We start from the raw sequence: 13929 nt of genomic DNA on the forward strand, positions 1-13929 counted from the left end.
TCCTGGGGCGGCTTTTGTCTTTCAGTATTTGCTGAATTTCGAAGGGGGATTGCGTGAACAAGAACGATCTCGTGGCGCATGTTGCCGAAGCGTCCGGTTTGTCCAAGACCGACGCCACGAAGGCCGTCGACGCCGTGTTCGACAGCATTGCCGAATCCTTGAAGAACGGTGATGAGGTCCGTCTGGTCGGCTTCGGCACTTTCGCGGTCGCTGAGCGTCCCGCGACCGAAGGCCGCAATCCGCGCACCGGCGAGAAGATCGACATTCCGGCGTCCAAGCAGCCGAAGTTCAAGGCCGGCAAGACCCTGAAGGACGCCTTGAACTAAGCGCCTATCAGCGCTTGAAGTTTTTGGCCCGCTCAGGGCATAGTGCGGCCGGCCGGGCACCAACCCGGCCGGCTTGCTTTTCAGTGCGAAGGCTTGTCCAGTTCGGGCGATTAGCTCAGCGGTAGAGCGTCTCGTTTACACCGAGAATGTCGGGGGTTCGATCCCCTCATCGCCCACCAATTTTTTCAATGACTTAGCTGCCATGCCAAAGCCCCTCGCAGGGGCTTTCGTCGTTTCGGGGCAACAGTCGGGCCGCGCTTATCGGGGAGCAATGTAAGAAGGGCTGCGGTCTGGCATTGTTCCTCCAATAGGATCGCCGCGAGGTGCATGAATCTCATGCTTTCGCGAACTGCTCAATCGGATGGCGGAGACCCGCGGCTTTCGCGGGGATAATCATCACGGTCAGGGCTGCCAGCAGGACGAAGATCCCGCCAACTCCGGCCAGCATGCCCGGCACTTCGCCGAATAGAAGCCAGCCCATTATGGCTCCGACCGGTACGCCAAGCAGATCCAGAGGCGCCAGGAGGCCGACGGGAGCCAGAGCGAAAGCGCGAGCGGCGAAAAGCTGCGCACCGGCGGCGCACAGCCCCAGCACAACAAGAACCGGCCAATCCGCGATGGGCGGCATCACCCATACCGGCAGGGCGGCTGGAAGTGTGCCGATGACGGCGACGGCGCTGTAGATCAGGACGATCAGCGGCGCCGAATTGGTGCGGGTGAGCCTGCGGACAGCTGTCTGCGATCCGGCGGAGGCCACGGCGGCGGCCAGGGCGGCCAGGATACCGATGCGCGATTCAGGAACCTGCATCTCCGGCCAGGACGATAGGAGGACGCCCGCGAAGCCCAGCACGACGGCGCTCCACACCAATGCTCCTGATCTTTCCCCCAACATCCACCGGCCGGCGATGGGCATCATCAATGTCCGGCTGATGTAGAGAACCATCGCCAATGCCAACGGCAGGACGGTGACGGCATAGAGCAGGCCAAAGATCGCTACCACCCCCAACAGGCAGCGGATGGCGTGTCCCCGCAAATCCCGGGCCCGTTTGAGGTCGGCCAGAAGCCGCCATGTTCCTGCCACCATGACCGCGGCGACCAGAGACCGGATGAACGTCGTCTCTATGGCCGGAAGCTTCGTTCCAAGCAGTTTCGCCGCAGCGCTGCCTGCACAGAATGCGACAACGGAGCCCACAGCCCATGAAGCGGCGGCTATGCTGCCATTCGTTGCGATTCGCATGCTTCAGGCCTTTTTTCACACCAAGCGAGCATTGCTGGTTGTGCAATTACTTCTTGCGACATTACGCGCCACTTTCTACACGTTGCGCGACAGCAACAGTTTTGGTGTGCAAGTCTCGAAAATTGCCGTTCGGTGGCAAAATTGCCATTTCGATGGTGCCACCCGTGAGTAGCGTTGGCAATGTGGATCTGCCGCCCGAGAGCTGCGGAAGCCCATGGCCACAACCGAGATCCCGACAGCGCTTTCTGACTTGATCGACATCGCGGCCGATGTGCGGGGAGCGATCCCGATTTATTAACGGGACGCCGTCATGTTCGCGAATTCAGAAGCTCGGGAGCTGCATCGCCAGCACGACTGGTCCACGGTCATCACGTTCGACGATATTTTTCAAGTCGGCGTCCAGCGCGGCCGGATCACCGAGCCGGCCATCCTTGCCGACCCGGAAGCACACCTCGCTTACGCAAAGATGGCGCGGGCGAGAGAACGGAGCCTCCAATTTCGCCGCTACTACGACGGTGTTCCGTATGACCGGTATCACATCGGGCTGAATGCGCGACTGGAACGCGCAGATCTGGGTGCCGGTTCGGCGTTCCCTGTACGATGTCGACGACTCGTCCGTGCCAAGTCTGCAGGCGCTTTCGATGGGCAACCGGGCTCAGGCGACGATTGCGGCGTCGCTGGAGCGGATGGGAGTGGCTGCGGCGGTCGTAACCGCCGATGCCCGGCTCGTCGACAGCTCTTCTTTCATGGTGCGCCGTCTGCGCATCGGCGGTGTGCTGGAGCGCGGCCGGCCTGGGCAATTCGAACTTGGGCGCGCGTGGGAGGCTGTCGTATGGAGCCGCGGCCATAAGATCCCGCGATAACCTCCGCGTTGCGAATGCGCCGGGTGGGCGCCCCTTGTTACGGTTGCCGTTCGCCGCAGGGGGGCGGCTGGTCCTTCATGCCGACATAGCCTTGCTTGGCGTCGTAGAGGAACTGGTGCTGCCGCAGGAAGTGGCGGCCGGTGTTGATGAAGGGCGCCTTCTTGGGAGTGGGGGGGCGGTTCGGTGCTGGAGGGGATCACCGCGGCATCATCCAGTCGCCGGGATATTGCGCATAGGGGGCCAGCTTGGCGAAGCGGAAGCCCGACCTGTTCTCGGCGGTCCGTCCGACTATCGCCGAAAACGCGTCAATCCAGGCAATGGCTCAACCGTTGACGTGGCCATCGAAAGGGTGTCAGCCGGCGTGCTGATCCAGGAAACTGCGGCATTGGTCGAAATCGCGCAGGCACGGGTCGGGCAGGGCGATGCCCTTGCGTTCGGCGAGACTGCGGGCGAAGGCGATCATGCGCTCGGTCGGTTCGCGCCGACGCCGTGCATCGGAACTGGGCACATCGGCAACCGGAGTGCTTTCCGCAACGGCGGCAGCCGGCGGGGCACTGCCATCGGCCTTTGCCTTGCGGGTGCGCCGCGGCTTCGGCGCCGTGGCTTCTCCATCGGTGGAAACCGTGGCTTTGCGCGTTCGCCGGCGCACCGGCTTCGCCGCGTCACCGGGTGCCGCTGGAGCGCCGCGGGCTGTTTTCCCCCTTGCGGTCGTGCCCCGGCGGGCGAATCGCGCCTTGGGGGCAGGCAGGCCGAGGTCGAGCGCGGTGCCGCGTTGTCCGACCAGCGCACCGATCAGCCGGTCGGCCTCGCTGGCGATGGCATCGATCACGCGGCGGAAATCGGCACTGCCGGTCACCACCTCGTCCAGCTTCATTTCCCACAGTGCGGTGGTGCCGGGATCGACCAGGGTCGGGGCGGCGGCGCGCAGGGTCTCGAACAGATGCAGGCCGGCCGGGGTCGGCACCAGCCATTTGCCGTCCGCCCCCAGCAGGTTCTGCTTGCGCAGACCCTTGATCACCTCAGCGCGGGTGGCCGGGGTGCCGATGCCCTTGGCCTCCTTCAGCCGGTCGCGCAGGGCCGGGTCCTCGACGAACCTCCAGGCGTTCTGCATGGCATCGACCAGCGTGCCTTCGTTGTAGCGTGGCGGCGCCTGGGTGCGCTTGGCCTCCACCTTGGGATCGCTCAGGTTCGCCGGTTCGCCGTCGGTCAGCGGCGGCAGGGTCTGCTCGGTCTCCTCCTCCGGCTTGCCATCGGATTCAGCCGAGCCGAAGGCGGCCTTCCAGCCCAGCTTCAACGGGATGCGGCCGACGGCGCGGAAGGCGACCGGCTTGGTACCTCCGGGCGTCGGCACCGGGACCGGCATGGTCACGCTGGTCTGGCGATACTCGTAATCCGGCATCACCGCTGCAAGGTACGACCGGCAGATCAGCGCGAACAGCCGCTTCTCGTCATCGGTCAGCCGGAAGAGCCGCGATTCCAGATCGTCCAGCACATTGACGTTGGGGATCACCGCATGGTGCGACACGCCTTCCAGCGCCTTGTCGCAGAAATGGCCGGACTTGCCCTTGCGGATCACCGGCCGGGAAATGTCCAGATGCGCGAAGCCGCGCAGCCGGGTCAGCGCCCCGACGATGGCCGGCGCATCGGCGATCTGGTTCTCCGACAAGTATCGCGCCTCGGCGCGCGGATAGGTGATGAGCTTCTTGCCTTCGCCGTCATACAGCTCCTGCGCCACCGCCAGCGTGCGATCGGCGGTCCAGCCCCAGCGCTGGCCGCAGGTCTTTTGCAGCGACGGCAGGTCGTACAGCTTGGGCGGCGCCTGCCGCTTCTCCTCCACCGTCACGGTCAGCGGGCCGCGGTGGTTGTCGGCGGCACGCGCGATGGCCTCGGCAGCGGCACGGTCCTTGATGCGGTCCTTCGGCGCCGGGGCATGGCGCATCTGGAAGCTGCCCTCCGCCACGGCGGCGGTCGCCACCACCTCGAAATAATCCTCCGGCTTGAAGTTGCGGATCTCCAGCTCGCGCAGGCAGACGATGGCCAGAGTCGGGGTCTTCACCCGGCCGATGCCGATGACGCCGCGGGTGCCGGGGGCCAGCAGGGTCTTGGTCGCCGTGCGGGTCAGCGACAGGTTGTAGATCTGGTCGGCCTGCTGGCGCGCCACCGCGGCCTCGTAGAGCGGCCGCATGCTGTCGTTCGGCTTCAGCGTGGCGAAGGCGTCGCGCAGGGTCTTGGGGTCCTGGGCTGTGAAAAGCGCGCGCCGCACCTTGCCGCGATAGCCGACATGCTCCAGGATTTCCTGGCCGATCAGCTGGCCCTCGCGGTCGCAGTCGGTGGCGAGGATCACCTCGTCGCAGCCGCGCAGCGCGGCGGTGATCGCCTGCAGCTTCGCCGCCTTGTTGCCGCCCTGGTCGGGGCGGGTCGGATAAAGACCGTCCGGTTTCAGCAGGGTCGGCGACCAGCGCTTCCAGGCGGGATCGACCTCGTCAGGCTCGGCAAGCCGCAGCAGATGGCCCTCGGCCGGCAGGATGCGGCCGTAGCGGTCGCCCAGGGCCGCGCGCAGGTCCTTCGCCTGGCTGGATTTCTCGGTGATGATCAGCGTCGCCATGCGCCGGAGGATACGGGATTGAAGGAAACGGAGCAAGAACATGCGCGTGGCCGGCGTGGATTTCGCCACGGTGCTGTTGCCGCAGCCTTGGCCGGCCTGACGATACTGGCCGGCGTGCCCGCGGCCCATGCGGAGCGGCCGCTGCTGCCCGGTGTTGGCCCGGATGACCGGCGTGCGCCGGTCGACGCGGCCGCCGATCCCTGGCGCAGCGTGGTGCGGGTGCAGACCAATCTGGCCGGACGCTGCACCGGGGCGCTGGTCGGCCGGCGCACGGTGGTGACCGCCGGTCATTGCCTGTTCAATCCGCGCACCCGGCGCTTCCTCCAGGCATCGTCGCTGCATGTCCTGTTCGGCTATGACCGCGGCGAGTTCACCCGCCATGTCACGGTGGCGCGGGTGGTGACCGACCCCACTTACGACCCCGCGGCGGCGACGCCCATGCTCGGCGGCGACTGGGCGGTTCTGACCCTGGCGGAGCCGGCGCCGGATCAGGTGCCGCCGCTCCCCGTCAGCGTGGCGCCGCTGCGGCCCGGCACGCCGTTGATGCTCGGCGGCTACAGCCAGGACCGGGCGCAGATCCTGATGGCCGACAGCGCCTGCCGTCTGCTGGGGGAAAGCGGCGGGCTTCTTGTGCACGACTGCGACGCCACGCGCGGGACCAGCGGCGGGCCGCTGCTGGTGCGGACGGTGGGCGGCGGCGGGGTTAATGGCATCGGGGCGAATGGTGGGGCGAGCGGAGGGGGGTGGGCGGTCGCCGGAGTCGGCGTCGCCGCCGGAAACGCACCGGCCGTTCGCAATTTTGCGGTCCCGTCCGCGCATTTCGCCGCACTTTTGGCGAAGGATACCGCCGCGGGTCAGCCCTGAGCGGCGGATGCGCATTTTTTTCTTCGCGCGCGGCCCCGAATGGCATAGACGTACCCGCATCTATTTCAGCCCCCTCCCCGGAACCCGGAGTCTTTCCGTCATGTCGATCCAGCGCTTCCACACCGGACCGCGCATGAGCCAGATGGTCGTCCACAAGGACACGGTCTATCTCGCCGGTCAGGTCGCCGACGAGCCGACGCCCGACGTCGAACGTCAGACCATCCAGATCCTGGCCCAGATCGACGCCCTGCTGGCGGAAGCGGGCAGCGACAAGAGCAAGCTGCTGTCGACCACCATCTATCTGGCCGACATCGCCAGTTTCGGCGCGATGAACAAGGCCTGGGACGCCTGGGTCGATCCGGCCAATCCGCCGGCCCGCGCCACGGTGGAAGCCAAGCTGGCCGCACCCCAGTATCTCGTTGAAATTCAGGTCACCGCTGCTAAATAAGGCGGCGGAAACGGGGCGACCCGGCAGCCTCGGTTGGGGTGTGCCGGCGTGGCCCGAACGCTGTGAGGGCCGCGCGCTTCAATATTCCGACAAATTGCTTGTCGGTTTACGGAATGTTAATGACGCCTTAACAGATCGCCCGTAAAACCCCGACCAACCTCTGCCGCCGAAGCGGACGACCCCTGACGGTCGCGCTTCGGTTGTCGCGTTACTGCAATGGAACCGCAACATGCCGCGCCAAACGCCACTGTCTGACATTCGGAACATCGGCATCATCGCCCACGTCGACGCGGGCAAGACGACGACCACCGAGCGCATTCTGTACTACACCGGTCGCAAGCACACGATCATCGACGTCCACGAGACGAAGGATCTGAAGACGTCGACGACGACCGACTACATGGAGCAGGAGCAGAAGCGCGGCATCACCATCCAGTCGGCCGCGGTTTCGACCTTCTGGCGCGAAAAGAAGATCAACGTCATCGACACCCCGGGCCACGTCGACTTCACCATTGAGGTGAACCGTTCGCTGCGCGTGCTCGACGGCGCGGTCGTGGTGTTCGACGGCGTCGCCGGCGTGGAGCCGCAGTCGGAGACCAACTGGCGTCTGGCCGACAACTACAACGTGCCGCGTATCTGCTACGTCAATAAGATGGACCGTTCGGGCGCGAACTTCCAGCGTTGCGTCAGCATGATCAAGGCGCGCCTGAACGCCCGCCCGGTCTGCATCCAGGTCCCGCTCGGCTCGGAAGACAACTTCCGCGGCATGGTCGATCTGGTCGAGATGAAGGCGTATGTCTGGTTCTCGGACGACAAGGACGCCAAGTGGGAGATCTGGGAGATCACCGACGATCTCGCCCAGAAGCTCAACCTGACCGTCAAGGAAGACCTGGACAACATCGCCAGCATCCCGGCGCTCCGCGCCGAGCTGGTCGACACCGCGCTCGAGCAGGACGACGCGGCGATGGAAGCCTACCTGGAGTCGGGTGAGGATCCGTCGCCTGACGTGCTGCGCGCCTGCCTGCGCAAGGGCACCATCACCAGCGCCTTCACGCCGGTGCTCTGCGGCTCGTCCTACAAGAACAAGGGCGTCTGCCAGGTTCTGGACGCGGTCGTCGATCTGCTGCCGGCCCCGACCGACGTCGAGGCGATCAAGACGGTGGACGAGGACGGCAACCCGAACGGCGAGCGTCTCAGCTCCGACGACGCGCCCTTCTCGGCGCTGGCCTTCAAGGTGCTGAACGACACCTACGGCTCGATGACCTTCGTCCGCGTCTATTCGGGCGTGCTGACCAAGGGCATGTCGATCCTGAACTCGACCCGCGGCAAGCGCGAGAAGATCGGCCGCATGGTCGAGATGTACGCGAAGGACGCCAACCCGATCGAGGAAGCCCGCGCCGGCGACATCATCGCGCTCGTCTCCCTGCAGGAGACCGAGACCGGTGACACGCTGTGCGACTCCTCCGCGCCGGTGATCCTGGAGCGCATGCGCTTTCCCGACCCCGTCATCAGCGTCTCGGTCGAGCCGAAGACCAAGGGCGAGCAGGAGAAGTTCTCGATCGCGCTCGGCAAGATGGTCCGCGCCGATCCGTCGCTCCGCCTGGAGACCGACCGTGAAACCGGCCAGACCATCCTGCGCGGCATGGGCGAGCTGCACCTGGAAGTGACGCTCGACCGCATGCGCACGGAGTTCGGCGTGGAAGGCAACATGGGCAAGCCCCAGGTCGCCTACCGCGAGACGATCACCAAGCCTGTCGAATACACCTACACCCACAAGAAGCAGACCGGTGGTTCGGGCCAGTTCGCCGAGGTGAAGATCGTCTTCGCGCCGCGCGAGCGGGGCGAGGGCTTCGAGTTCCTCGACGAGACGGTCGGCGGCACGGTTCCGCGCGAATACGTTCCGTCGGTCAAGAAGGGCCTGGAGATGCAGAAGGAAGACGGCGTCCTCGCCGGCTACCCGACTGTGGACTTCAGCGCCCGCCTAGTGGACGGCAAGTACCACGACGTCGACTCGAACGCCCTGACGTTCGAAATCGCCGCCAAGGCCTGCTTCCGCGAGGCTTTGCCGAAGGCCGGTCCGATCCTGCTCGAGCCGGTCATGAAGGTCGAGATCGTCACCCCCGACGATTACCTGGGCGACGTCATCGGCGACGTGAACCGTCGTCGCGGCACCGTCCTGGGCCAGCTGGAGCGTGGTTCGAACATCGCCGTCGAGGCCAATGTCCCGCTGAACGAAATGTTCGGCTACATCGGCCAACTGCGCGGCATGACCTCGGGCCGTGCGTCCTACACGATGGAGTTCAGCCACTACGAGCCGGTGCCGCGCAACGTCACCGATGAAATCGTGGCCGGCCGCAACAAGGCCGCCTGATCGCCTGGCTCCGACTTTTCGGAGCTGGCAATCGGGAGACATCCGGTAAAGCAGACGGCCGGCGGAGCGATCCGCCGGCCGTTCGCCGTTTCAAGGGACGGAGGATGGAAACAGGGGCATAAGGCCTTCCGTTCCAGGCGGATCCGTCGTCTGCACCGATGGCATACGGGACATAGGTCGGCGGCCTAAGGCACCGGGACGGCGGCCAATGACCAATTCATTATCGTTTTGCAACCAAAAAATAGTTGGCAGTTCGGCGAATCCGTGCCCAAATTTGGAGCATGACGATTCGACGCTTCTTTTCCTTGACTGTGCTTTTGACGCTGACCCTCGGGGTGCCGGCCGGGGCAGGGCAGGGGAACATGCGTCTGGACAGTCTTTTCCAGGCTTTGAACACCACCACCGACGCGACATATGCCGAATCGGTGGAGGAGCATATCTGGGACTTCTGGCTCGATCATCCCGACCCGGTGATGGTGCGCGACATGCGCGCCGGGGTGAACAGCCTGAACGGCGACGACTACGATTCGGCCCTGCACGCCTTCGACGCCGTGGTCGCCCGCGATCCGTCCTATGCGGAAGGTTGGAACAAGCGCGCCGCCACCCACTACATGCTGGGCGACTACCGCGGCGCCATGTTGGATCTGCATCACGCGCTGTCGCTGGAGCCCCGCCATTTCGGAGCGCTGGTGGAGTTGGGGTTGGTCTATCTGGCTTTGGGCGACGAGAGGCCTGCTTTGCGTGCCTTCGACGCGGCGCTGAAGATCAATCCGCATCTGGCGCGGGTTCGGGCGCAGGCTGACGCGATCCGCAATCGCCGGGCGGGAACCGATCTGTAACGGTCATGCCGGATCTTTCGTTCGCTGTCCTGGCCTTGTTGCAGCCTGTCCCGATCGTTGTTCGGGTTCTGATTCCCGCCGAATGACCGGCGGCCGGAGCGCTTCCGGTAATCGGCCTTGACAAGTTCCAGGGTTTTCCTATAGTCGCACCCTCTCGCTGCCCTGCGTGGGTGGCGGGTAACATTGTGCGTTCCCGGTCCCGGTCTTGTGTCGGGCGGGATTTGCTCGGTGTGTAGGCGGCCCGACGGGCTGCCGTTGAGATATCGAGACTGAGGAGAGTAGCGTGGCGCGTATTGCTGGCGTCAACATCCCCGCGCAGAAGCGCGTGGAGATTGGGTTGACCTACATCCATGGCATCGGCCCTTTCAAGGCCAAGGAAATCTGCGCGAAGCTGGAAATCCCGGCCGAGCGTCGCGTGAACGAGCTGACGGACGACGAAGTCCTGAAGATCCGCGAGACCATCGACGCCGACTACCGCGTCGAGGGCGATCTTCGTCGTGAAGTCGCGATGAACATCAAGCGTCTGATGGACCTGGGCTGCTACCGCGGCCTGCGTCACCGCAAGGGCCTGCCGGTCCGCGGCCAGCGCACCCACACGAACGCCCGCACCCGCAAGGGTCCGGCCAAGCCGATCGCCGGCAAGAAGAAGTAAGAGGACGAACGCAAAATGGCCAAGCCCTCCGCCGCTTCTCAGCGCCTGCGTCGTCGCGAGCGCAAGAACATCACCGCCGGCGTCGCTCACGTGAACGCCTCGTTCAACAACACGATGATCACCATCACCGACGCACAGGGCAACACCATTGCCTGGTCGTCGTCGGGCACCATGGGCTTCAAGGGTTCGCGCAAGTCGACGCCCTACGCCGCCCAGGTCGCTGCCGAGGACGCTGGCCGCAAGGCTCAGGAACACGGCATGAAGACCCTGGAAGTCGAAGTGAAGGGTCCGGGTTCGGGGCGTGAGTCCGCTCTCCGCGCCCTGCAGTCGATCGGCTTCCAGATCACGTCGATCCGCGACGTCACGCCGATCCCGCACAACGGCGTTCGTCCGCCGAAGAAGCGCCGCGTCTGATTCAGCTTTGTTTCCGCACCCGCGGGGACCAGCCATTCCGGGACAGGGGGCCGCAGCCATCGCGGCCCCCTCAGCATGGGAATGGCTCGGGCCCCGCGGGTTCGTGTTCACCCGATGGCATCTTGAGGTCGATCCGTGCTTCAGAAGAACTGGCAGGAACTGATTAAGCCGAGCAAGCTGGACATCCAGCCCGGTGACGACGCCGACCGCTTTGCGACCGTGGTCGCCGAGCCGCTGGAACGCGGCTTCGGTCTGACGCTGGGCAACGCGCTGCGCCGCATCCTGCTCTCCTCGCTGCAGGGTGCCGCCGTCACGTCGATCCACATCGACGGCGTGCTGCACGAGTTCTCGTCCATCCCCGGCGTCCGCGAGGACGTGACCGATATCGTCCTGAACATCAAGACGATGGGTCTGCGCATGGGCGGCGACGGCCCGAAGCGCATGCGCCTGCGTGCCGAAGGCCCGGGCGAGGTCAAGGCCGGCATGATCGAGACCGGTCCCGACATCCAGGTCATGGATCCGGAACTGATCATCTGCACGCTGGACAACGGCGCGCGGCTGAACATGGAACTGACGGTCGAGACCGGTAAGGGCTACGTCCCGGCCAGCCAGAACCGTCCGGAAGACGCGCCCATCGGTCTGATTCCGATCGACGCCCTGTTCTCCCCGGTCCGCAAGGTGTCCTACAAGGTCGACAATGCCCGCGTCGGGCAGGTCACCGACTATGACCGCCTGTCGATGACGGTGGAGACCAACGGTTCGGTCAAGCCGGACGACGCGGTGGCTCTTGCCGCCCGCATCCTGCAGGACCAGTTGCAGCTGTTCATCAACTTCGAGGAGCCGACGCACGCCGTCTCCGAGGAGAAGCACGAGGAGGTTCCGTTCAACAAGAACCTGCTCCGCAAGGTGGACGAGCTGGAACTGTCGGTCCGTTCGGCCAACTGCCTCAAGAACGACAACATCGTCTACATCGGCGACCTGGTGCAGAAGACGGAGGCGGAAATGCTCCGTACCCCGAACTTCGGCCGCAAGTCGCTGAACGAGATCAAGGAAGTGCTGTCCCAGATGGGCCTGCACCTCGGTATGGAAATCCCGAACTGGCCGCCGGAGAACATCGAAGAGCTGGCCAAGCGTCTGGAAGAGCCGTACTAAGCATCTCAGCATTTTGCCGCGCCCCTTCCGTCTCCGGGCGGGAGGGGCGCATTCCCCAGGGCCGCCACGGCCCGACCCGGCTGCCGTACCAGCATTACGACTGGGCGGCGGGGTTCACGATCGGCTCCCCGAGGGGGGCCATGCCATGAAGGAGGACCGCCATGCGTCACGGCGTTTCGGGACGTAAGTTCAGCAAGACCAGCAGCCACCGCAAGGCCATGTTCTCGAACATGGCGAACGCGGTGATCAAGCACGAGCAGATCACCACCACCCTGCCGAAGGCGAAGGACCTGCGTCCGATCGTCGACAAGCTGATCACGCTCGGTAAGAAGGGTGGCCTGGCCAACCGTCGTCTGGCTTTCGCCCAGCTGCGCGACAACGAGACGGTGACCAAGCTGTTCACCGTCCTGGCCGACCGCTACAAGGACCGTCAGGGTGGCTACAGCCGCGTCCTGAAGGCCGGCTTCCGCTACGGCGACGCCGCCGACATGGCGGTGTTCGAGCTGGTCGAGCGTGACGTTTCGGCCAAGGGTCAGAACTCCGGCCCGACGCAGGACGTCGCCGAGGCCGAAGGCGAGACCGCCGAGTAACATGACCGGCAATCGCGCCGGTCTCACGCCCTGTGCGGCATCGGGTCCCAGGGGCCCGTATCGCACAGGACGGGATCGCCGATATCGGTGATATATTAGGCCCTTCCTCCGGTTCACCGGAGGAAGGGTTTTCTCATTTGTGGCCGGTCAAATGTTGCGTTCTCTTTACACCCGCCTCCAGCGCCTGTCCGCCCGCGACGATGCCGTCTGGTGGATGTCGGCGATCTCCTTCGCCGAAAGCTCCTTCTTTCCATTGCCGCCTGACGTGATGCTGGTGCCGATGTGTCTGGAGAAGCCGAAGAGGCTGTGGTTCTACACCAACATCTGCGCCTTCGCGTCGCTGCTCGGCGGAATGCTGGGCTATGCGCTGGGCTTCTATCTGTTCGAGAGCGTCGGGCGGATGATCATCGACTTCTACAACGCGCAGGAGTCGTTCCAGCATTTCCAGGGGATGTTCTCCGAGTTCGGCCCCTGGTTCCTGATCCTGAAGGGGGTGACGCCGATCCCCTACAAACTGCTGACGATCACCGCCGGCTTCGCCCATCTCGACCTGACGGTCTTCATCCTCTGTTCCATCGTCGCGCGCTTTTCCCGCTTCTACATGATCGCCATCCTGCTGCACTTCTACGGCCCACAGGTTCAGCACATCATCGAAAAGCGCCTGATGCTGGTGGCCACCGTCCTGCTGGTCGTGGTGGTCGGCGGCCTCCTCAGCTTCAAGTTCGTCTGAACGCTCTGGAGTGCGATCGCTTCGGGCGGAAAAATGCCCGAAGCGTGGATCACACGGTTCCCACTATTCAGTCCGGCATGCCCTGGTCCTGGCGGTCGCGCCGGGATGGGGGCAGGGCGTCGCGGTCGGCGCGGTCGCGGCGCACGATCAGCACGATGGCGACCGCCACGAACAGACCGCCCAGCAGCGGCACGATCATCTCGCCCATGCCGATGTTGGGCAGTGCCAGCACGCGCGAGGCAAGCATGACGAGGCCGAGGACGAGCAGCGCAAGCAGCAGCCGCAAGGACCGGTGGCGCGGCGGGTTGCGTGTCGATCTGCCGTCCGATTCCGGTGTCATTTCAGTCATTCCCTTCTTGCTACGGTTATCGGCATAGTGGGGATCGAATGGGGGATGGTCCAGAGGGGTGTGGCATTCCGTCATGCCAAAGGCCAGTCCCACAACAAGAACAATAGGAGCCGTCGTGGCTATGTTCCGTCCGGTCCGTCTCGTTGCCCCGCTCGTGGCCGTGGCTCTGCTCGGTCTGTCGGCCTGCGCCGATCCGGCCTCGCGCCCCGCCGCCGGCCCGGCCCCCACCGTTACCGTGGTCCCGGGACCGTCCACCCCGCGCGCCGGCGCCGACGACCAGTCGCTGCGGATCGACGGGGGCACCGGTGCCGGCGCGTCCTGCCAGGCCCAGTGCGAGCGCAGCCACAATTCCTGCATGGACTCGGTCGCGGCCCGCAACCAGGGCGGCATCGACCGCACCGACTCGACCCCCTTCAGCCCGACCGACAATTGCAGCTACCAGCTGAAGCAGTGCTACCAGCGCTGCACCTCGGTGCGCTGAGGCGGCGG

At 65.1% G+C, this 13929-nt stretch carries 16 protein-coding genes and 1 tRNA gene; 14 read left to right on the forward strand and 3 right to left on the reverse strand.

Annotated elements, in window-relative coordinates; translation table 11 throughout:
• Positions 1-53: 53 nt before the first annotated feature.
• Both VH569_RS25365 and VH569_RS25370 read left to right on the forward strand, forming a co-directional pair.
• Positions 54-326, forward strand: coding sequence for an HU family DNA-binding protein (locus tag VH569_RS25365; protein WP_012974523.1), 273 nt, complete (start codon positions 54-56; stop codon positions 324-326).
• A 104-nt stretch (positions 327-430) separates the two neighbouring features.
• A tRNA-Val gene (locus VH569_RS25370) sits at positions 431-505 on the forward strand.
• 155 nt (positions 506-660) lie between these two features.
• On the opposite strand, the gene VH569_RS25375 is transcribed toward VH569_RS25370, so the two are convergent.
• Positions 661-1410 (reverse strand): DMT family transporter, encoded by a 750-nt coding sequence (locus tag VH569_RS25375; RefSeq protein ID WP_423318944.1) that lies wholly within the window; start codon positions 1408-1410, stop codon positions 661-663.
• Between VH569_RS25375 and VH569_RS25380 the strand changes: the two genes are divergently transcribed.
• Both VH569_RS25380 and VH569_RS25385 read left to right on the forward strand, forming a co-directional pair.
• On the forward strand, positions 1409-1735 hold the full coding sequence (locus VH569_RS25380; RefSeq protein ID WP_423318946.1) for a hypothetical protein: 327 nt from the start codon (positions 1409-1411) through the stop codon (positions 1733-1735). The two genes, VH569_RS25375 and VH569_RS25380, sit on opposite strands and share 2 nt — an antisense overlap.
• A gap of 376 nt (positions 1736-2111) precedes the next feature.
• Positions 2112-2426 carry a hypothetical protein gene (locus VH569_RS25385; protein ID WP_423318948.1) on the forward strand — a complete coding sequence of 105 codons (315 nt, stop codon included), beginning with the start codon at positions 2112-2114 and terminating at the stop codon, positions 2424-2426.
• Between the two features lie 352 nt (positions 2427-2778).
• Here VH569_RS25385 and VH569_RS25390 read toward each other — a convergent pair whose 3' ends face one another.
• Positions 2779-5031 carry a DNA topoisomerase gene (locus tag VH569_RS25390; RefSeq protein WP_423318950.1) on the reverse strand — a complete coding sequence of 751 codons (2253 nt, stop codon included), beginning with the start codon at positions 5029-5031 and terminating at the stop codon, positions 2779-2781.
• Positions 5032-5145: 114 nt separating this feature from the next.
• Between VH569_RS25390 and VH569_RS25395 the strand changes: the two genes are divergently transcribed.
• From VH569_RS25395 to VH569_RS25435, 9 genes are all read left to right on the forward strand, one after another.
• Positions 5146-5895 carry a trypsin-like serine peptidase gene (locus VH569_RS25395; RefSeq protein ID WP_423318952.1) on the forward strand — a complete coding sequence of 250 codons (750 nt, stop codon included), beginning with the start codon at positions 5146-5148 and terminating at the stop codon, positions 5893-5895.
• A gap of 100 nt (positions 5896-5995) precedes the next feature.
• Positions 5996-6343, forward strand: coding sequence for a RidA family protein (locus VH569_RS25400; RefSeq protein ID WP_063634880.1), 348 nt, complete (start codon positions 5996-5998; stop codon positions 6341-6343).
• A gap of 229 nt (positions 6344-6572) precedes the next feature.
• On the forward strand, positions 6573-8714 hold the full coding sequence (fusA, locus tag VH569_RS25405) for an elongation factor G (RefSeq protein WP_423318955.1): 2142 nt from the start codon (positions 6573-6575) through the stop codon (positions 8712-8714).
• A gap of 362 nt (positions 8715-9076) precedes the next feature.
• Positions 9077-9553, forward strand: a complete 477-nt coding sequence (locus tag VH569_RS25410) for a tetratricopeptide repeat protein (RefSeq protein ID WP_377809104.1) — start codon at positions 9077-9079, stop codon at positions 9551-9553.
• Between the two features lie 283 nt (positions 9554-9836).
• A complete protein-coding gene (gene rpsM / locus VH569_RS25415) occupies positions 9837-10205 on the forward strand; it encodes a 30S ribosomal protein S13 (protein WP_012974491.1) in 369 nt (122 codons plus the stop codon).
• Positions 10206-10220: 15 nt separating this feature from the next.
• The gene (gene rpsK, locus VH569_RS25420; protein ID WP_012974490.1) at positions 10221-10619 is read left to right on the forward strand and encodes a 30S ribosomal protein S11; all 399 of its coding nucleotides are present in this window, start codon (positions 10221-10223) and stop codon (positions 10617-10619) included.
• A gap of 135 nt (positions 10620-10754) precedes the next feature.
• Positions 10755-11771, forward strand: a complete 1017-nt coding sequence (locus VH569_RS25425; RefSeq protein ID WP_098739536.1) for a DNA-directed RNA polymerase subunit alpha — start codon at positions 10755-10757, stop codon at positions 11769-11771.
• 161 nt (positions 11772-11932) lie between these two features.
• A complete protein-coding gene (rplQ, locus tag VH569_RS25430; RefSeq protein ID WP_109049822.1) occupies positions 11933-12361 on the forward strand; it encodes a 50S ribosomal protein L17 in 429 nt (142 codons plus the stop codon).
• A gap of 151 nt (positions 12362-12512) precedes the next feature.
• A complete protein-coding gene (locus tag VH569_RS25435; RefSeq protein WP_423318959.1) occupies positions 12513-13091 on the forward strand; it encodes a YqaA family protein in 579 nt (192 codons plus the stop codon).
• A 67-nt stretch (positions 13092-13158) separates the two neighbouring features.
• Here the strand turns inward: VH569_RS25435 and VH569_RS25440 are convergent, their stop codons facing one another.
• Positions 13159-13431: a hypothetical protein gene (locus VH569_RS25440; protein WP_109049823.1), complete on the reverse strand. Its 273-nt coding sequence runs from the start codon at positions 13429-13431 to the stop codon at positions 13159-13161.
• Positions 13432-13555: 124 nt separating this feature from the next.
• Here VH569_RS25440 and VH569_RS25445 point away from each other — a divergent pair, with 124 nt between their 5' ends.
• Positions 13556-13921 carry a hypothetical protein gene (locus VH569_RS25445; RefSeq protein ID WP_146255487.1) on the forward strand — a complete coding sequence of 122 codons (366 nt, stop codon included), beginning with the start codon at positions 13556-13558 and terminating at the stop codon, positions 13919-13921.
• Positions 13922-13929 lie beyond the last annotated feature (8 nt).

The sequence above is a fragment of the Azospirillum sp. 11R-A genome (assembly GCF_049472615.1).
Taxonomy (GTDB): Bacteria; Pseudomonadota; Alphaproteobacteria; order Azospirillales; family Azospirillaceae; genus Azospirillum; species Azospirillum palustre.

What these genes read in the sequence shown, in the direction of transcription:
- VH569_RS25380 (WP_423318946.1), top strand. Translation starts at nt 1,409, where the DNA reads ATGACCGCGGCGACCAGAGACCGGATGAACGTCGTCTCTATGGCCGGA.
- VH569_RS25375 (WP_423318944.1), bottom strand. Translation starts at nt 1,410, where the DNA reads ATGGTGGCAGGAACATGGCGGCTTCTGGCCGACCTCAAACGGGCCCGG.
- VH569_RS25385 (WP_423318948.1), top strand. Translation starts at nt 2,112, where the DNA reads ATGCGCGACTGGAACGCGCAGATCTGGGTGCCGGTTCGGCGTTCCCTG.
- VH569_RS25390 (WP_423318950.1), bottom strand. Translation starts at nt 5,031, where the DNA reads ATGGCGACGCTGATCATCACCGAGAAATCCAGCCAGGCGAAGGACCTG.
- VH569_RS25400 (WP_063634880.1), top strand. Translation starts at nt 5,996, where the DNA reads ATGTCGATCCAGCGCTTCCACACCGGACCGCGCATGAGCCAGATGGTC.
- fusA (WP_423318955.1), top strand. Translation starts at nt 6,573, where the DNA reads ATGCCGCGCCAAACGCCACTGTCTGACATTCGGAACATCGGCATCATC.
- VH569_RS25410 (WP_377809104.1), top strand. Translation starts at nt 9,077, where the DNA reads ATGCGTCTGGACAGTCTTTTCCAGGCTTTGAACACCACCACCGACGCG.
- rpsK (WP_012974490.1), top strand. Translation starts at nt 10,221, where the DNA reads ATGGCCAAGCCCTCCGCCGCTTCTCAGCGCCTGCGTCGTCGCGAGCGC.
- rplQ (WP_109049822.1), top strand. Translation starts at nt 11,933, where the DNA reads ATGCGTCACGGCGTTTCGGGACGTAAGTTCAGCAAGACCAGCAGCCAC.
- VH569_RS25435 (WP_423318959.1), top strand. Translation starts at nt 12,513, where the DNA reads ATGTTGCGTTCTCTTTACACCCGCCTCCAGCGCCTGTCCGCCCGCGAC.
- VH569_RS25440 (WP_109049823.1), bottom strand. Translation starts at nt 13,431, where the DNA reads ATGACACCGGAATCGGACGGCAGATCGACACGCAACCCGCCGCGCCAC.